This window comes from Erythrobacter sp. R86502 (assembly GCF_042466465.1).
Lineage (GTDB): Bacteria > Pseudomonadota > Alphaproteobacteria > Sphingomonadales > Sphingomonadaceae > Erythrobacter.
Map to the genome: position 1 here is coordinate 1 of NZ_JAXHCJ010000002.1, position 16,013 is coordinate 16,013.

Consider the following 16,013-nt stretch of genomic DNA (forward strand, 5'->3'; position numbering starts at 1 on the left):
AAACCGTCTCCCGGAGAATCGTATCCATCCGGTGAAGGCCGCGGTGTGATTCTGGCCGACGCCTAGCCCGGTTTAGGCGGCGATTGCTTCGGATCGCCGTGCCCAGTTCCATGGCAGGAGCTCGTCGAGCCTGGTGGCCGGGTGATCGGCGATGCGGGTGAGGACATCGGCGAGCCAGGCTTGGGGATCGACGTCGTTGAGCTTGGCGGTCTGGATCAGCGTGTAGATGATAGCGGCGCGCTGCTCGCCGCGATCAGAGCCGCAGAACAGCCAAGCCTTGCGGCCGAGCGGGACGCAGCGCGCGCTCGGCGGCGTTGTTGGTGAGGCAGATGCGACCATCGTCGAGGAAGCGCGTGAACGCATCCCAGCGCTTGAGCATGTAGAGGCAGGCCTTGGTCAGATCATGGGCGCGCGACAGCTTGGCGACCTGCTCGGTGAGCCAGATGTGGAGCTCCGCCATGAGCGGCGCGCTGAGTTCCAGACGGGTGGTAAGCCGCTCAGCAGGGCTCTTGCCGTTGATGCCGCGTTCGATGTCGAACAGGGCATCGAGACGCTGCACGGCCTCGAGCGCAATCGGATAGATCATGCTGCTGCGCTGGCCGCGGCTCTTCTTGCGGGCTGAGCTTACGACATCGGCCAGCTCGAAGAACTTGCGCCGGGCATAGGCAAAGCAGCCAGCCTCGAGCACAGGTCCGGGGTCGCGGCCCTCGCGGTAGAGCTCATTGTAGCCGCCATAGGCATCGGCCTGCAGAATGCCGGACCATGCCGCGAGATGGGCCTACGGATGTTCGCCGCACCGGTTGCGCGAGTAATGGAACAAGGCTGCCGGCGGATCGGATCCCGAAAAGGGGCGATCATCGCGGACGTAGACCCATAATCGTGCTGTATCGGTCTTGCCCTTGGCCATGACCAGCACCGTCGTATCGTCGCCGTGGGTCCTGGCTGCGGCCAGAACGTGCGCCTCGATCAGCTTATAGAGCGGCATCAGCGCATGGGCAGCCGCGCCAACCTGATCGGCAAGGGTCGAGACGCTGAGCGGCACGCCCTCGCGGGCGAACCGCTCGGCTTTCCTGTTGAGCGGTTGGTGCTGTCCATACTTCTCGAACAGGAGCATGGCGAGGAAGCTAGGCCCGGCCCATCCGCGCGGGACCACATGGAACGGTGCAGGAGCCTGCGCGATCTTCTCGCAGTCCCGGCACGAGAACTTCTCCCGCACCGTCTGGACCACCTTCCACGAGCGTGGGATGACCTCGAGGGTCTCGGTGACGTCCTCGCCGAGCTTGGACAGCCGGTCACCGCCGCAGGCCGAGCAGGAACAGGGCGCGGGCACGACCACACGCTCACGGGGCAGGTGATCGGGGAACGGCTTCCTTGCCGGACGCTTGCGCTCGAAGGCGGTGACCGTGGTGGTTCTGGCTGCCGCTTCCTCGGCGATCAGGTCGTCTTCGGCGGCGTCGGCCTCGAGCTCTTCGAGCTGCAGCTCCATCTGATCGAGCAGGCGGCGGCTGCGCTCGGCGCTGGGGCCATACTGCTCGCGCTTCAGCTTGGCGATCTGCAGCTCGAGGTGGGCAATCACCGCTTCGATGGCGCTCTCGCGGGCATGAGCGTTGGCCAGCTTGGCCTGCTTCGTCAGCCTTCTGGAGCGCGGAAACCAGCAGCACCTTGAGCGCTTCGACGTCGTCCGGAAGGGGCGAGATGACGGTTCCCATGGACCAGAGTGAATCATCATCCACCCCCTGCTGCAAGGGCAAAATACCCGCCTTGCGCCGATTATCCGGCGCTCGCCGGCCGCCATGTATCCTGGGGGTTGCGCCAGTCGATCCCCTCCAGCAGGCAGGCCAGTTGCGAGGGGGTCAACGACACCGTTCCTTCCTTGGCCAAGGGCCATACGAACCGGCCCTTCTCGAGCCGCTTGGCGTAGAGCGACATGCCAATCCCGTCGTGCCAGATGATCTTGATCAGCGAGCCTGCGCGGTCGCGGAACACGAACAGATCCCCGCCATGAGGATTACGCTTGAGGCCTTGCTGGACCAGCAGCGCCAGGCCCTGCATACCCTTCCGCATATCCGTGTGGCCCAGCGCGATCCACACCCGCGCGCCGGGAGGGATCATCGCAAGCCCTTCAGCGCGGCAGCAACCAGAGCCGGTGATGCCGCCGCGAAAATGCTCAGTCGCTTGCCGCGCGGCAGGTCGACGATCATCGCCGGGTGCTCGGCAGCGCTGGCCGCCGTTGCGTCCTCGTCCAACACAGCTTCCGCAAACACCGGCACCGGAAGAGCCCCCGGCACCTCGGCTTCCTGCGCCGCGCCCCCCTCGAGCAGCTTGCGCCGCCACGTGTAGATCAGCGCCGACGAAATATCGTGCCGCCGGCACACCTCGGCAACGCAAGCGCCCGGCGCAAACGCCTCGGACAGGATCCGCAGCCATTCTTCCTCACTCCACCGTCGGCGCCGCTGCGGCCCTGAAAATACCGTCACCTGACCCATCGACCGCTCCAAAGCGCGCTCACAAGAGCACGCTAAAGAGCGCTCAATACCTTCCCAGACAAGGCGGCCCACGCCGGATGGATACGACTTTCCTAGGTCCTCAATGGTGCAAGTTTCCAGGGGTGTCCTCAGCTTTAGGTCGTTGTGCGCAATTTGCAGTATCGCGTTGAATTGTGATAGTAGCCGGCCTCAGCCAACTGAAAATTATGTCAGCGTGGGAAATTAGCTTCAAGTTATCAGCGCGATCGCGATACTCAATAAGCTGGTCGTAAACGATACATACGGCATATTGATTCAAGACCTGAACGGTCTAGTCCGGTTTAAACGATCGGACCAATTGCCTTACAGCAAAAATTCCATCGGATTACTCTCTACTTATCAAGCATACGATTTGATCGATTTGCAGAAACCAGGCAGCGTAGGGGGTATTATGAACTAGGTAGCGATTATAATCCGGCGCATCGTCAGCCCACCATGGAGGGCCACGCTCACCAAGAGCGATCTTAACGGATTGGACGTCGCTCCGAGCTGCTAGAAGAGCTACCCTGTCTTCGGCTCGCAATGCCACTTTCACAGAGCTGCGTGCTGTCATAAGTCGTTTGACCAGCTCCTTGCGAGTTTGGTCCGACAATTTCGGATCGGTGCAGCGCCACAATCGTTCGCGTACGACGAAATAGCGCCCATCCGGGGTCACGGGGTATTTCATAGCCATTTCAACACTCGTTAAGAACTATCGACTGGTAAAGCTCACTTTTGAGCTGTAACGCGGCGAGATGGGTGGTCAACGCGTTCGCGACATCATCGATGCAGGACGGCTGCTTTATGGGCCGAGTCCTTCGCCAATCCTGATCTATGCGCCTGATTTATCACTACTCTATGTCAATCCGGCTTACGAGGGCATGATTGGCCGCACTGCTGATGCGCTTGTTGGCCGGCATATGTTCGATGCCTTCCCGCCCGGGCCAGGTGGAGATGAGACGAATGCCGTTGAGATAATTGAAAACACCGTCAGGCAGTTACAGCAGTCCGACGATCCGATAATCATTCCTGAATTGCAGCACAATCTGCGTAATGATGCTGGCGAGTTCGAGGACCGGTTTTGGTCGTTGGTGCAGTGGGCGATCCGGCAAGATGGCAGATTGGCTGCTATCGTCCAGCGGTCGGAGGACATTACTGTACAGATCCGCCAGCGCCGTCTGATGGAAACCGTACGCCAATCGGCCGAGGCCGTCTCCGGTCTGTCATTCTTTTCCTACGATCCTAGCACTGACCGATTTATCCGCAGTGACGAGATCGATGCAATGTTCGGATACAAGCCGGATGAGGCAGGACCGTTTGCAGCGCCCTTCTTCGCCAGGATTGTGCCGGAAGATTTGCCGGCAGTGCATGAGGAGGTCGATCGCGCCTTTTCGGGCGGAGCAGGCACTAACGCCTCTTATGATTATCGGGTTGCGGTCCCCAACGATACGCGCTTGCGCTATATTCGGGTGCGCGCCGGAGTAGAACGTGATCCGAAGGACGGCGTCCTCAAGCTGTTTGGTGCGTTTGTCGATCTGACCGATCTTGAACAATCCCGCCAACAGCTGCGAGAATTATCTGAGCGCAATGCCGCGCTGGTGATGGAAGGCAATCATCGCATCAAAAACTCGCTTGCGATTGCCTCGGCAATGCTGTCCTATCCAATGCAGGCCAGTGACGACCCAATGGTCAAGCAAACTCTAGCGGCGGCCTCGACCCGTATCATGGCTATTGCTGACGTGCATGGCGAGCTGTTCGGCGACACAGGGGTCGAATGGGTTGATGCTGGTAGACTACTGGAACGTTTCGCCCGCAGCTTTGCGCGTACGGTGGATCATGAAGGCGCCACTTGCCGTATTGCAGTTACCACGCAACGCGTGATGGTGCCCTCGCGATATGCGGTAACCATGGCGCTGATGGTCAACGAACTGCTTACCAACGCAGTCAAGTACGGTCTGGTGGACTGCAGCGGTTGCGACGTCAAAGTCGATCTTTCTGCAACTATCGGCAAGGCGCATCTAGCGGTCGAAAACAAAGTGTCGGACAAGAGGTTCGCCCAAATCGTCTCTGAAGGTGTCGGCACTGAACTGGTCCAAGCCTTTGCTGCGCAGCTACGGGGTACTATCGAAACGCATGAAGAAGCTGCCAGGTTCTTGGTGACGTTTGAATTCCCACTTCCCGAAGAAGGCGAAACCACGCGTGAAGTCGATCCGCGCACCGCACTCTGATCATCATGGAAGAATTTGACTTTGCAAATATCGCCACCTTATGATCACTCTAAGTGAATTGAACCCTGACTGTGGTATTATTGAACTGAAGCCAGCCAACTTAATCATGTTACCCTAGCAAACGTTCGTCATCACTTCGTCGTCAGGACGTGATCCTCCATGCAAAACAGAAATATCTCCGGTCGTCTCTAGCACGACAGCGTGCACCTCCGATAGCCGCAGCGCATTCGCCTCGCGCAGCTTTGCGTAGACATCGCTCACATCGACACGCGTTTTTCGGAGTGCTTCTTCGATAAGTTTTCCGTCCTTCATCGGGAACACGGGTTCGTTCTGCAGGATGAGTTCGGCAATGTCCGACCGGCGGCGCGCTAATGCGGCTAGATATTGAAAAAGGAAGAGGGTGGTCATCCCGGTGATTGCTTGCGCAAAGCCTGTCCAATCAAGTGCTTGTGCGGCCCCGGCAAGAAGTGATCCCGCAGCAATCGTCCTCACAAAATCGAAAGCTGTCATTTTCGAGAAAGAACGCAGGCCCAGCAATCTAACTAGAGCGATAACCCATATCATACCGAGAATGCCCAGTACGATTCCTCTCGTCAGTAGGTCTGCAGTCGGATTTACGACAAACATTGATACCTCGAAATTTCGATTTTATTCTTTTGGGCTAAAGCCGTCTTGGTAGCCCGATTGGTCCGATTGACCGGACCATTCACCCTCCTCTCGCCGCTGAACAAGGTCGGAAAAGATAAAGAGGTCCATCGCTCCAAACAATTTTCAGCAACAGGGATCATTTGTGTGAGATCGTGCTTCTCCTAGCGACATGGAGGACTACGATGGACGAATACGTCGGGTGGTTTGCATCAGCAGCTACAATGCTGGCCGCCATGATGACCGCAGCTAACTTAGGGTCGCGGATCACCGGTTGGGGATTTGTCGTTTTTACGATTGGATCGATCGCCTGGTCGGCTGTAGGTTTTATCACCGGTCAGCCTAGTCTGATGATCACCAACGCGTTTCTCTTCGCAGTCAACCTGTTTGGCGTATGGCGCTGGCTTGGACGACAGGCCCGTTATGAAGACGGTAGCGCTAGGGCTAGCCTTAACTCACGTCGCAAATGGAACGTCTCCACGCTTTTTTCGGCGGGATCGTTTATCGGCATGAAAGTGCAAGACCAGTCGGGCGCCGCGATCGGCACGGTGGTCGATGTCATGGTGTCATGCAACGACAAGAGAATTGTCTATGCTGTGATTGCCGAAGGCGGGGTAGCGGGTGCAGGCGAGCGGTTGCGCGCCATTCAGCCCGAGCTGCTAGATATCAAGGAAGAAGATGTGGTATGCCAATTGCCCTTCGACGAATTTTGCGATCGCCCGGAGATCGACCCTGAAAATTGGCCAGACAATATCCCGAAAGCGAACGCAAAATGAACGGCCCTCACCTTTCAAGCGCGCGCCGAACTGCCTCCGTGACCGCCCGCAGGGGATGACGCACGATCGGGTCCCACGGTTCGACAGCGCCGCCCGGCGCGTAACCGAATTCGGGAAGCGAAGCAGGATTGGTGCTGCCAGCGGGGTAATCGGCATTTCCGTTACGCATCGGCTCGCAGCCCATGCCCGGCTCCAGCGCAAGAAACGCAGTAATAGCCTCCGCATATCGCTGAGGCGCTGCGACGAGGTCTTCGTATCTCAGGACAAATGCCGCATGCAGAAACCGCAGATCGTCAAGCAGCTGGCGATAAGCCATGATGCCATAGGTGGTCAGTTCGGTTTGTGACTTGTCCGACCACTTGGTGAGAGCTGCGGCCATGAATGATGGGTGGCGCAGGATCACAACGAATTGGCTGAGGGGAAACAGCCCTTGCAACAGCCGCATGCGGGCCAGATTGACCGGTGACTTTTCGATGCGCCATGCGCCGCCCGGGTCAAACCACGGGTGCAATTCCGCATCGTAGCGTTGCTTCGTGGCCCAGGTATTAAGAGGGTGCCTTTCGTCCATTCGCTGCGACGGATCGGTCGCGAAGACGCCGGGGATGCCGTCCTGTGCGGTGTGGGGGATGGCGCCCTGTAGATAGCAGCCCTCGTTCTCGGGAACGGGCGCGCCGCTGATGCCCGAAATTTCCGGATGCGACGCGATCATGCGGGCGAGCAGGCTCGTGCCCGTGCGGTGGAGACCGGTGACGAAAACATAGCGATGTTGCGGCACCATGGCGCTCTTGCCCTTTGACTGGTCGGCCCGGCATCGCCTTGGATGAAGCGCGGGCCTCGTGAAAAACGGGATGGCCTGGCAAAGCGTCATCCTGCGGAACAACGACCCCAATCAAAGCTTTTATAAAAGCGTTCCATCACGATTGGTCATCCCTTGAAAATCGCAGTTTTCGCTCACGTTCGGCACCCCATCAGCGAACCGTTCATGGGCGGCATGGAGGCGCAGTGCCGAATGCTGTGCGACGGCCTGCGCGCGAGCGGCCATGACGTGACCCTGTTTGCTGCAGGTGGATCCGACGATACGCAGCTCGTGCCGATCTGCCATGCGCCTTACGAAGACGTGCTTCCCTGGGCCACATGGCGCGGGACGGAGGAGCTCGCGCAATATCAGCGCGCTGCCTTCGAAGCGGGTTGGGAGATCGTCAGGGCGGGCGGTTTCGACCTGGTGCATAACAATTCGCTTTTCCCGGATCTGATTGACTGGGCAGCACGCGACCGGATCGCCTGCGTCACCTCTCATCACGTGCCCCCCTTCGAGGCTATCCGCACCGCGACCGAACGGCACATCGACAATCCGCGGATGAGGTTCACGCTTCCCTCCAATGCGCAGCACGCCAATTGGGCGGCGGGCCATCGTGACCGGCTGCACGTGGTGCACAACGGGATCAGCACGACAAGATGGACACCCGGCGCCCAGCGTGCCGGATATTTCGTGTGGTCCGGCCGGATCACGCCGAACAAGGGCACGCATCATGCGGTTCATGCAGCGCGCCTGGCCGGTGCATCGCTCCGGCTGTTCGGTCCGGTGGAGGACGCCGATTATTTTGCCACCACCATCGCGCCCTATCTCGGTGATGAGATCGCCTATCTGGGCCATCGTTCCGCCGTGGATCTGGCAAGCGAAGTCGGCTCGGCACTCGGCGTTCTGGTGACGCCGTTATGGGACGAGCCCTTCGGACTGGTCGCGGCAGAGGCTCTTGCCAGCGGCACGCCCGTCTGTGCGTTCGATAATGGCGCGCTCGCCGAGGTCGTGGGACGCTGCGGCTTTATCGTCCCCACGGGTGACACCGAGGCCCTGGCGCAGGCAATGGGCAACGTGTGGCGGATCAATCGCGACGATTGCCGCACACGTGCCGAGCAGATGTTCTCCGCCGCCGCAATGATCAAAGGCTACGAGCGGCTGTACCGCGAAGCGACCCTCGATGTCGCAGAGCCCCCTCAGGTCGTCAGCGCCTGAGCCTCCAACGCAGCCAGAACCAGCGCACTGCTTGCATAGGGCTGATCGGCCTGCTGCCGGGTGAGCGCGAATTCGCTCTCCCCCGGATCGCGCAGCTTGCGCCAGCCCTTTTCGGTACGCTCGACCAGTCCCATCAGCACGAAGGCGCGCAGCCAGTGCTGCATCGTCGGGTGCCCCCATTTCCGCGCGAAGGTCGCCGCGTTGGCCAGAATGCTGTTCAGATGATGCACCGGCGGCATGAAATGAGGATGATACTGGTGATAGGCCTTCGCACCCTTGACCCACGACAGCGGGACATGCTGCGACGAAAGCGTCCGCCCGAAATCGGTATCCTCGCCGCCATAGCCGTCGAACGCCTCGTCGAAACCGCCTGAAGCGCGGAAGAGATCCGCTGACATGGCGAAGTTCAGGGACCAGAAGCAGCGATAATCCTCGCAGGCGCGCAAGCCTCTCGCAGGAGGGCCCGGTCGCTCCGAATGGCGGACGGCTACGCTTTCGAACAGAGCGAAATCGACGCCGGCGTCAGTCGATCCTTTCGGCAGGTAACCAACCTCGCCCATGAACACTCCGCCGTGCGACCGCGATGCGGCAATGTAATCCGGAACACAGGCCGGGTGCGGGATGCAATCGACATCGAGAAAGATCAGCAGCTCACCCTTGGCCTCGCGCGCGGCGGTGTTGCGGGCTCGCGCCAGCGGAATGGCACCGCTGCCCAGAATCCGCTGGCGCACGGGAAAGGGCGCGCCGGGCAGATCATAGGCATTGTCCTGCATCACCGCGATCACGAGTTCGTCAGGCAGAACGTCCGACTGCGAGAGGCCCGTGACTAGATTGGCAAGGTGGGTGCTGCGCCCATGCGCGAGCGTGCAGATCGAGACGGTCATGCGACAGCTTTCATGTTCGGGGTCTGTGCGGCAGGAGTATCGGCCCAGAGTTCAGTGGCCAGCCTGTCGAGCCATGCTGCGGTATTTTGCGCCGCCGCAGGATCGATGAACTGCGCCTGCGAAGACAGATCGATGCCGTCCGCGATGGTCCAAAGCGCCTCCCAGGCCCCGCGGTGGGATGGCCAGTGCGGCGACATCGCGGCAAGGCTCGCCTTCTCGAGCGCCTGCGCCTTGCACAATTGTTCGTCGAAATACCGCCACTCGGGCACCACGATCCAGGGCTTGCGCGCGGCGAGGACGGTATGCACCGTCGTGTTGCCGCAGCTCGAAACGATCCGGTCCGCCGCTGCGATCCACTCGGCTGCATTGTTCACCCACCCCAGATGGGTGAGATTGCCCGGCGCTGTCTCGTGCCATTCGCTGGTGATCTTGCCCAGCGTGAACCAGCGCGAATGCGGATCCTGACGCGCGCCGAGGGTCAGGGGCGTGCTCGGAAGCCCCTCCCCGCCCCCGCCGCCGACGACACACACGATCCGGCCATCCAGCGGCAGTCCTAGCGCCCTTCGTGCGTCGTCACGGGATGGAAGCGCGGGTACATCGATGCCCAATCCCGGCGCGTAGTGCGTCTTCGCCTGCATCCACGCGGGCCGATCGTCCTGTTCGAGCAGGCGGGCATAGGGCGCGATGATCCCGACCGCGCTTTCATACGCGGCCATATGGCCGATATCGGTGCGCCGACCATGCTGCAGCACCGCAACGTGAGGCACAGAACACAGGCGCGCGAGCTGTCCGAGCTCGGCCGAGACATCGGTCACGAACAGGGCGGGATTGGCCGCGCTGAACCACCCGGTCAGCGTTGCCATCGCTTCCCGGATCGACGGCCAGCCCAGCGGCGCGCAATGCGTGATCGCGGGTTCTGGCAGGCTGCGCATATTGGGAGCTTCTGCGCCCGTCGGCTCGAACAGCGAGGGTATCTGCGTCAACCCGATCGCAGGATCGAGGTGGCGAAAGATATCGGGGCGCGCGGTGAAAATCTCGACCGGACGGCTTTGCACCAGCGCATTGAGCAAGGCTGTCGCCCGTTCTGCATGACCCCTGCCCTGATGGTGGACGAAATAGCCGATTGGCTGCGCGGTCATGCTGCGATCTCTTTCGGGCCAGCGTCGGATGAAGTCCATGCGGAGGCTGGCGCCACGGGGCCGCCCAAACGAAGCAAATAGGCCTCGGTGCCTTCTACCACGCCATGGGCATGAGCACGCTTCGCACAGTGCCCGCGGTGTTCCGAAGACCAATGCGCAAGCTCGCTGGAATGGTTGGCAACGATAACCGGATGTGCCGCTACGCGGAGCATGTCGATGTCATTGCCGCTGTCGCCCGCGGCAATGATCCGCGGGCGTGGAATACCAAGCCGGGATGCCACGTGCAGCACCGCCGCCCCCTTGCCCGCCTGAGACGGCAGGACATCGAGCAGGTGGCCGTGGCTGGCGATGACGCGAGCGCGATAGCCAGCAACATCGAGCGAGCGGCGCAGCATCTGTACGCTTGCCGGATCCTTGAAGAACCAGCTGCACTTGAACGCGTTCTGGTCATAGTGCGGCTGCAGTGAGAGCCCGGCGATCGGCGCTGCTGCACTGCGAATGACAGCGGGTCGCCATTCGTCGCTGACATCGCGCAGATAGGTCTCATCGCGAACCGGCACACCGGATGTGGGCCAGTAAATCCGCGTGCCCACATCGGTGATCCACACCGCAGGATCGGGCAGATCCCATTGCCGCATGATCCGGCGCGCTTCGACAAGAGAGCGCCCGGTCGCGATGACGAAGGTGATGTCAGGCCGCCGCTCAAGCATTGCCCGAAAGGACGCGACGCCATCAGCACAACCCGTCAAGGTGTTGTCGAGATCGCACGCCAGAAGATGACGCGGTGGTTCCGCACGGACGAGCGCCGGCGCGCGGGCGATGGCGGGCGCGGTAAGATGGCTTGCGATCTTCACGAACTGCGCGGCATAGGCGGCCCAGGTGTGGGACCGGGCATTTTTGGCACCATTAGCCGCACACCGATCCCAATAGGCATTGTCGGTCAGCAGATGCCGCACAGCGCCCGCTATTTCGCGGGGCGAGCGCGGATCGATGAGAACGCCATGCGCCAGTTCGGACACCGTATCGACTGTCCCGCCATTGCGGGTCGCCACTACCGGCACCCCATAGGACGCCGCCTCGACAATCGTCAGACCGTAGGGTTCGATAAGCGCCGGATTGACGAACGCTCCGCGACTGGCCGCTGCAAGCTGGTAGAGGCCGGCAATGTCCTCCTCATCATGACGTTTGGGATAGGCGATGCTGCCATAGAGGTCATGCCGGTCAATCCGTTCGAGCATCTCGCGAAACACGTCCCCATGTTCACCGTCACTCTCTTCCGATTGCCCGCGCTGGCCGGCGACAATCACCAGGTTGGCCATATTCCTCAGCTGCGCATCGCCTCCGAAGGCGTCGATCAGCGCGGCGAGATTTTTCTTCCAGACGGGCCGCGCGATGGCGAGGACAATGGGGCGGCCCGGCTCACGCAGGAACGGCGCGATCAGCGCCTCAGCCTTGGTCGTGTGGTCGCGCAGAAGCCTGTGCGTACCCGGGGTGATGCGGTGAATCTTGCCGATCTGGGCGCCCGGATACGCCACCAATTGACGCTCGCATTCGTCGCGGGACGAACCGATCACCGCCGCAGCATTCGCAATGGCCGCGGCTTCCTGATCGATCCGGCGACGCAAGGCATCGTCGATGCCGGTCATCGTTGCGGCTTTGTCCAGACCGAGCGAATGCGCGGTATACACGAATGGGATGCCCAAGACGCGGCGGATCTCATCGGCCACTTCGGCGGCGTCCGCAAAATGGGCATGGATGATGTCGGGAAGCGTGCAACGACCAGAAAGGTCCTTAATCAGCGCCTGCGTGAAGGCTGCCCTGTCCGTCTCAAGCGCTTCCTTCGCGAGATAGCGTGTGTCGCCGCTGTTGATCCGAGTAATCGAAAGTTTCGGCGCGATTTGCTCGCAAGGCTGAGAATGAATCGGACCCAATAGGGGGTCATCGAACAGCCGCGTGACGATCTCTGCACTGGCAACGTCACTTCGACGTGCCAATGCTGCCATCTCCCCAAGAACATAGGCAATATGACCGCCGGTATCTTGGGTTATGCCGTATTGCGGGCGCGCACAGATACATCCACCCAGAGCAATCGACAAAATCTTCATGGAAACCTCGCAGCTTCTATATTGTCCTTAATAGAAACGAAGAAAAATCTCCGCAAGCTATTGATGCGTTGAATAACCTTCGCCCAATCGGTAACCATAGAACTCAGATTTTGTTCATTCAGAATTTAGAAAATAATCGATTGGTTTGAAACTTCCCCCATTGGATGCATATGCGGAACAGGCCGTAAGCCCCACAATGAGATCCATGCAGGCGCGAAACCGGATCATGTCACCGGCGCGACTAATTGGCGGTTGCACGGAGATCGCCCCATCTTCTGATACGGTCACGTTCATAAAAATGTTAAAGGCGGTGGGTATCCGATCTGATGAAATCCCAAACGGCGCCAACGCCGATGCGAGATTTCCAAAACACCCTGAATGCACGGGTTTGTCGGGATAGAAGTGAATGAAGGTGTCGCGTGAACATGGCGTCAGAAGAAAGTCATGACGACCCACATCATCACGTTCGATCATCAACTTTTTGCGCGAACGGTTCGACCATAAGGTTGAACCTGTCGTCAACGCGATCGTTTCCTCGAAATCGAACGTACCACCGTTCGAAATCACTTCACCATGGTCCTCCAGAGCAAAAGCGACCATGTCGCTTACCTGCATGCCCTGGGGATCGACCACCGTGAACGTTTGGCCCGCTTTAATCTTCAAGGCTGCTCCGGCACGGGGAAGAATTCGGTTGGTCATGATGTACGGGGGTCCTGAAAGGGGCATCGCCAGTCGTCATTAACTGCCCGGCCGCTGTATTGGCGAGCCTCGCTGATTTCCCCATGCCGAGCGAGCATCGGGTTGATCGAACCATCGAGCTTCTCATCGCGCGAAAGAATTGCGATTCGCATTTTCTCGTAACGCTGCTCTTCGCGCAATTTGACGAATTGATCATGTAGATTGAACACCATAGTGGGGTAAGCCATTCGCCGGGCCGCCCGTGAAGCCTTAGGATGCATCCCGACAACAAAATACGCCTTCTCCCCAAAACTGAGCGAGAAATGGGGATCCGAGGGATCGCCGCTCACGTCCGGCTGATACCGTTGTCCAAGCCAGTGATCTTTGTCGGCAAGAGATTGGATGCGTTGCCACATCGCTTGCTCAAATCCCGCTTCATCCAGGTCACCCGGTTCGGAAAACACAATAGCAATGCTGCGCAAGCCTTCGTTGGCAACGGCGTATCTCTGGCTCCAGCCCAACAGCGCTTTGTGAATAGCCAGATCATCCCATGCACTGGTGAGCGACCACGCTGGGACTACTTCTAAATTTCCTGAGTTTAGAGCAGATTTAGCCCCAACGCATGGGAAAAGCTTATCGGCAATATGACTATACAAAGCCGATTTTAGAGCATTAGCGTCGTACTCTATTGGGGGCGAAACTGTCGCACCAAGTAAAGACATATACGCCTCTCAAAGGTTTGGAAGATGTAGCAATCTCAATTTGATATCCGATTGATAATCTCGACAGCGCGAATACAATTCGTTCAAAAACCCGCAAGCGCCGTGTCGAAGAGATATCAGTCGAACTGATCGGCGAGGCGATCCGTTAGACGCTCGCCTTCGCGGATTTCGCCGAGCGCGGTCTGCACGACGCTCCGGGTGGTGGGATCGAGATCGGCGCGCTTGAGCACTTCTTCGAACTTGTCGGCGAGGTAATCCTCGCCTTCCTCGGCGCGCTCCGCAGCGGCCTTGTCACCGCTTTCAAACAGGTTGGTGATGTCGAGCCACAAGCGATGCAGACCGCCGGTCGCCGTGCCCTTGGTCACAAGTTTGCCGCCAAGGCGGGTCAGTTCGGCATTGAGCGTATCGAGCGTGCCCTGACGCTTCACCGCCTGCTCGGACAGAATGCGCTTCAGTTCGGGCGATTTTGCGGTTTCGCTCGCCTTGCGATAGCCTTCGATGGAATCGTAGGTGGTATCGATCAGGGTTTCGAGCGCGGTGGTATCGGCGTTCATCAGGTAGCTCCTTCAGGATGAAAGGCCATCTCGGTTTCAGATGGCTTGCACGATCCAAAGAAGGATTAAGCGCCTAATGTTCCTTCGGCGCTGATTTTGTCGTGGCCGTAAGTAAGGCAGCGTGGGCTAAAACACCGGCAAAAGCCTCCGGCGCAGGCGCGATGGCTCATTGGTCGCCATTTGCGCCATTTTCGCCTCGATCTCCGCACCGGCCGTGATACCCTGCACGAAAGGCTGATCGTGCAGCAGATAGGGGATCGCCCCAAAAGCAATACGGCCGCGGGCCTCTGCCGGCAGGTTCAGACTGTAATCGTCGCACACCGATGGAATGGCCTCACCAGCGGCCAGCAACTGATCCCGCAACCGGGGAAAGGGCAGGTCTTTTGATTCGAGCGGCTTCTGGCCGCGAGCGTCGATGAAGATATCGAAGTGGTGGTCCGCGCCGCCGGAACTGATGGTCGTGCCATGATCGGTTATGTCCTTTTCGTAGTCGGAGCCAAGCTCCAGCAGTTCCAGAATGCCCGCCTTGTGAAATGCCAGCATCCGGCGGATCGATTGCGCGGGGATGGCAGCGTAATTGTCCATGAACACACGGCTCAGGCCGGAATCGAAACGGTCGCGATCGGCCTCGTTAAGGGCTGGGACGATGTCCTGAAAAACCTCGTGCATCCTCAGAATGGCATAGCGCCATGCGACGGTGATGCGGTTGCGCTTGTTATGCTCGGCTTCAGCAAGATTGTACTGCGCCCATCGGAACGGATCATGGGCGATGCGATCGGCGAAATAGGCATCGCCAAAATCATCGGCGCTGCGTTCCGCGAGCAATCATTGCCGCCCACCAGGAGTCGGCCAGGACAATCTCCTTGGCAAACAGATGGAAACACCGGTCGAGCAGCCCCGCGCTACCTTGCGCCATTTCAGCGGCCACAGCATGGGCCGTCGCGCAGACCAGTGGCTCATAGGGAATCGGACAGTAGAAATTGGCCTCAGGCAGAATGCCGGTGCGCGACATCAGTGTGATCCTGAGATCGGCGCTGCCCGGAAGCAATGCGAACGCAACCGTGTCATCCGCGTCCTCGACAAAGTCCCCATGTTGCGAGACCACGGCCATCGCCGCGTCGATCGCGCTGAGCGAGGTGCCCATGATCCCGACGCTGCATGGCGGGATGCGGGCATCGACCAGGCCCGACCATGGGCTGGGGAAATAGGCCCTCGTCGCCTCGTCCGCGTCCGGCCAGACATGCCCTGTCGCAATGGCGACCCGATCGAAACAGAGCGGGCCGGTATTGCCTTCTATCTACAAGGCCGCACCGTCAGCGCGCGCTTCGATGTCCGTGACCCGGCAATTTTCCCTGACCGTGATGACGATCCCGTGCTGGCGGCCCTGTTCGATCAGCCACAACAGCTGGTCGTGGAAATACTGGCCGAGCAGGATGCGCGGAAGGAACTGCCGGTCGTGCAGTGTTTCCTTGTCGACACCGTAGCGGCCGAGCTAGTCTGCCGATTGGGCGCGCAGCCAATCGAGATAGGTCGAGTTGATCGGAGGGATTTCGATGCTGGCGATATTGGCGAGCATCAGCCGCGTGTTCGCGTCATCATTGTAGGGAATCCCCACTCCAGCACGGTCACCTTGCTCGAACAGCGTAATCGCAATTGGAGCACCCTGCGCCACCAGCGCGGCAATCGTGTAGGTCCCTGGCGGCCCCGACCCCACAATATCAAACGTGACCATATCGATCCTCCTCAAAACCATCGGAAGTTGTA

General features: G+C 59.7%; 15 protein-coding genes and 2 pseudogenes. 3 read left to right on the top strand and 14 right to left on the bottom strand.

Features of this window, described 5'->3' with window-relative positions; translation table 11 throughout:
* Positions 1-72: 72 nt before the first annotated feature.
* From SJY33_RS14505 to SJY33_RS14515, 3 genes and pseudogenes are all read right to left on the bottom strand, one after another.
* Positions 73-1,709: pseudogene (locus tag SJY33_RS14505) on the bottom strand (IS66 family transposase).
* 61 nt (positions 1,710-1,770) lie between these two features.
* Positions 1,771-2,112: an IS66 family insertion sequence element accessory protein TnpB gene (tnpB, locus tag SJY33_RS14510; RefSeq protein WP_379923611.1), complete on the bottom strand. Its 342-nt coding sequence runs from the start codon at positions 2,110-2,112 to the stop codon at positions 1,771-1,773.
* Positions 2,109-2,486 (bottom strand): transposase, encoded by a 378-nt coding sequence (locus SJY33_RS14515; protein WP_379923612.1) that lies wholly within the window; start codon positions 2,484-2,486, stop codon positions 2,109-2,111. Before SJY33_RS14515 ends, tnpB begins: the two co-directional genes overlap by 4 nt.
* A 773-nt stretch (positions 2,487-3,259) precedes the next feature.
* Between SJY33_RS14515 and SJY33_RS14520 the strand changes: the two genes are divergently transcribed.
* Positions 3,260-4,732, top strand: coding sequence for a sensor histidine kinase (locus SJY33_RS14520; RefSeq protein WP_379923613.1), 1,473 nt, complete (start codon positions 3,260-3,262; stop codon positions 4,730-4,732).
* Positions 4,733-4,846: 114 nt separating this feature from the next.
* Here SJY33_RS14520 and SJY33_RS14525 read toward each other — a convergent pair whose 3' ends face one another.
* Positions 4,847-5,242, bottom strand: coding sequence for a DUF421 domain-containing protein (locus SJY33_RS14525; RefSeq protein WP_379923614.1), 396 nt, complete (start codon positions 5,240-5,242; stop codon positions 4,847-4,849).
* Between the two features lie 320 nt (positions 5,243-5,562).
* Here SJY33_RS14525 and SJY33_RS14530 point away from each other — a divergent pair, with 320 nt between their 5' ends.
* The gene (locus tag SJY33_RS14530) at positions 5,563-6,153 is read left to right on the top strand and encodes a PRC-barrel domain-containing protein (RefSeq protein ID WP_379923615.1); all 591 of its coding nucleotides are present in this window, start codon (positions 5,563-5,565) and stop codon (positions 6,151-6,153) included.
* A 7-nt stretch (positions 6,154-6,160) separates the two neighbouring features.
* On the opposite strand, the gene SJY33_RS14535 is transcribed toward SJY33_RS14530, so the two are convergent.
* Complete coding sequence (locus tag SJY33_RS14535) at positions 6,161-6,931, bottom strand: sulfotransferase family protein (protein ID WP_379923616.1); 771 nt, start codon at positions 6,929-6,931, stop codon at positions 6,161-6,163.
* A gap of 153 nt (positions 6,932-7,084) precedes the next feature.
* On the opposite strand from SJY33_RS14535, the gene SJY33_RS14540 reads away from it, so the two are divergent.
* Positions 7,085-8,167: a glycosyltransferase gene (locus SJY33_RS14540; RefSeq protein WP_379923617.1), complete on the top strand. Its 1,083-nt coding sequence runs from the start codon at positions 7,085-7,087 to the stop codon at positions 8,165-8,167.
* Here SJY33_RS14540 and SJY33_RS14545 read toward each other — a convergent pair.
* From SJY33_RS14545 to SJY33_RS14585, 9 genes and pseudogenes are all read right to left on the bottom strand, one after another.
* The gene (locus SJY33_RS14545) at positions 8,149-9,051 is read right to left on the bottom strand and encodes a glycosyltransferase family 2 protein (RefSeq protein WP_379923618.1); all 903 of its coding nucleotides are present in this window, start codon (positions 9,049-9,051) and stop codon (positions 8,149-8,151) included. The genes SJY33_RS14540 and SJY33_RS14545 overlap by 19 nt on opposite strands.
* Positions 9,048-10,190, bottom strand: coding sequence for a hypothetical protein (locus SJY33_RS14550; protein WP_379923619.1), 1,143 nt, complete (start codon positions 10,188-10,190; stop codon positions 9,048-9,050). The genes SJY33_RS14545 and SJY33_RS14550 overlap by 4 nt, the downstream gene beginning before the upstream one ends.
* Positions 10,187-12,295: an HAD-IIB family hydrolase gene (locus SJY33_RS14555; protein ID WP_379923620.1), complete on the bottom strand. Its 2,109-nt coding sequence runs from the start codon at positions 12,293-12,295 to the stop codon at positions 10,187-10,189. Before SJY33_RS14555 ends, SJY33_RS14550 begins: the two co-directional genes overlap by 4 nt.
* A gap of 114 nt (positions 12,296-12,409) precedes the next feature.
* Positions 12,410-12,994: a DUF1989 domain-containing protein gene (locus SJY33_RS14560; RefSeq protein ID WP_379923621.1), complete on the bottom strand. Its 585-nt coding sequence runs from the start codon at positions 12,992-12,994 to the stop codon at positions 12,410-12,412.
* A complete protein-coding gene (gntA, locus tag SJY33_RS14565) occupies positions 12,991-13,695 on the bottom strand; it encodes a guanitoxin biosynthesis heme-dependent pre-guanitoxin N-hydroxylase GntA (protein ID WP_379923622.1) in 705 nt (234 codons plus the stop codon). The genes SJY33_RS14560 and gntA overlap by 4 nt, the downstream gene beginning before the upstream one ends.
* Before the next feature lie 116 nt (positions 13,696-13,811).
* The gene (locus tag SJY33_RS14570) at positions 13,812-14,249 is read right to left on the bottom strand and encodes a PA2169 family four-helix-bundle protein (protein WP_379923623.1); all 438 of its coding nucleotides are present in this window, start codon (positions 14,247-14,249) and stop codon (positions 13,812-13,814) included.
* A gap of 126 nt (positions 14,250-14,375) precedes the next feature.
* Complete coding sequence (locus tag SJY33_RS14575) at positions 14,376-15,074, bottom strand: hypothetical protein (protein ID WP_379923624.1); 699 nt, start codon at positions 15,072-15,074, stop codon at positions 14,376-14,378.
* The gene (locus SJY33_RS14580; protein ID WP_379923625.1) at positions 15,049-15,393 is read right to left on the bottom strand and encodes a hypothetical protein; all 345 of its coding nucleotides are present in this window, start codon (positions 15,391-15,393) and stop codon (positions 15,049-15,051) included. Before SJY33_RS14580 ends, SJY33_RS14575 begins: the two co-directional genes overlap by 26 nt.
* A gap of 153 nt (positions 15,394-15,546) precedes the next feature.
* Positions 15,547-16,002, bottom strand: a pseudogene (locus SJY33_RS14585) (FAD/NAD(P)-binding protein).
* Between the last annotated feature and the right edge of the window lie 11 nt (positions 16,003-16,013).

Excerpts from the sequence above, each read along its gene's own strand:
- SJY33_RS14555 (WP_379923620.1), bottom strand. The coding sequence starts at position 12,295 with ATGAAGATTTTGTCGATTGCTCTGGGTGGATGTATCTGTGCGCGCCCG.
- SJY33_RS14525 (WP_379923614.1), bottom strand. The coding sequence starts at position 5,242 with ATGACAGCTTTCGATTTTGTGAGGACGATTGCTGCGGGATCACTTCTT.
- SJY33_RS14545 (WP_379923618.1), bottom strand. The coding sequence starts at position 9,051 with ATGACCGTCTCGATCTGCACGCTCGCGCATGGGCGCAGCACCCACCTT.
- SJY33_RS14520 (WP_379923613.1), top strand. The coding sequence starts at position 3,260 with ATGGGTGGTCAACGCGTTCGCGACATCATCGATGCAGGACGGCTGCTT.
- SJY33_RS14515 (WP_379923612.1), bottom strand. The coding sequence starts at position 2,486 with ATGGGTCAGGTGACGGTATTTTCAGGGCCGCAGCGGCGCCGACGGTGG.
- tnpB (WP_379923611.1), bottom strand. The coding sequence starts at position 2,112 with ATGATCCCTCCCGGCGCGCGGGTGTGGATCGCGCTGGGCCACACGGAT.
- SJY33_RS14580 (WP_379923625.1), bottom strand. The coding sequence starts at position 15,393 with ATGGGCACCTCGCTCAGCGCGATCGACGCGGCGATGGCCGTGGTCTCG.
- SJY33_RS14530 (WP_379923615.1), top strand. The coding sequence starts at position 5,563 with ATGGACGAATACGTCGGGTGGTTTGCATCAGCAGCTACAATGCTGGCC.
- SJY33_RS14560 (WP_379923621.1), bottom strand. The coding sequence starts at position 12,994 with ATGACCAACCGAATTCTTCCCCGTGCCGGAGCAGCCTTGAAGATTAAA.
- gntA (WP_379923622.1), bottom strand. The coding sequence starts at position 13,695 with ATGTCTTTACTTGGTGCGACAGTTTCGCCCCCAATAGAGTACGACGCT.
- SJY33_RS14550 (WP_379923619.1), bottom strand. The coding sequence starts at position 10,190 with ATGACCGCGCAGCCAATCGGCTATTTCGTCCACCATCAGGGCAGGGGT.
- SJY33_RS14570 (WP_379923623.1), bottom strand. The coding sequence starts at position 14,249 with ATGAACGCCGATACCACCGCGCTCGAAACCCTGATCGATACCACCTAC.
- SJY33_RS14535 (WP_379923616.1), bottom strand. The coding sequence starts at position 6,931 with ATGGTGCCGCAACATCGCTATGTTTTCGTCACCGGTCTCCACCGCACG.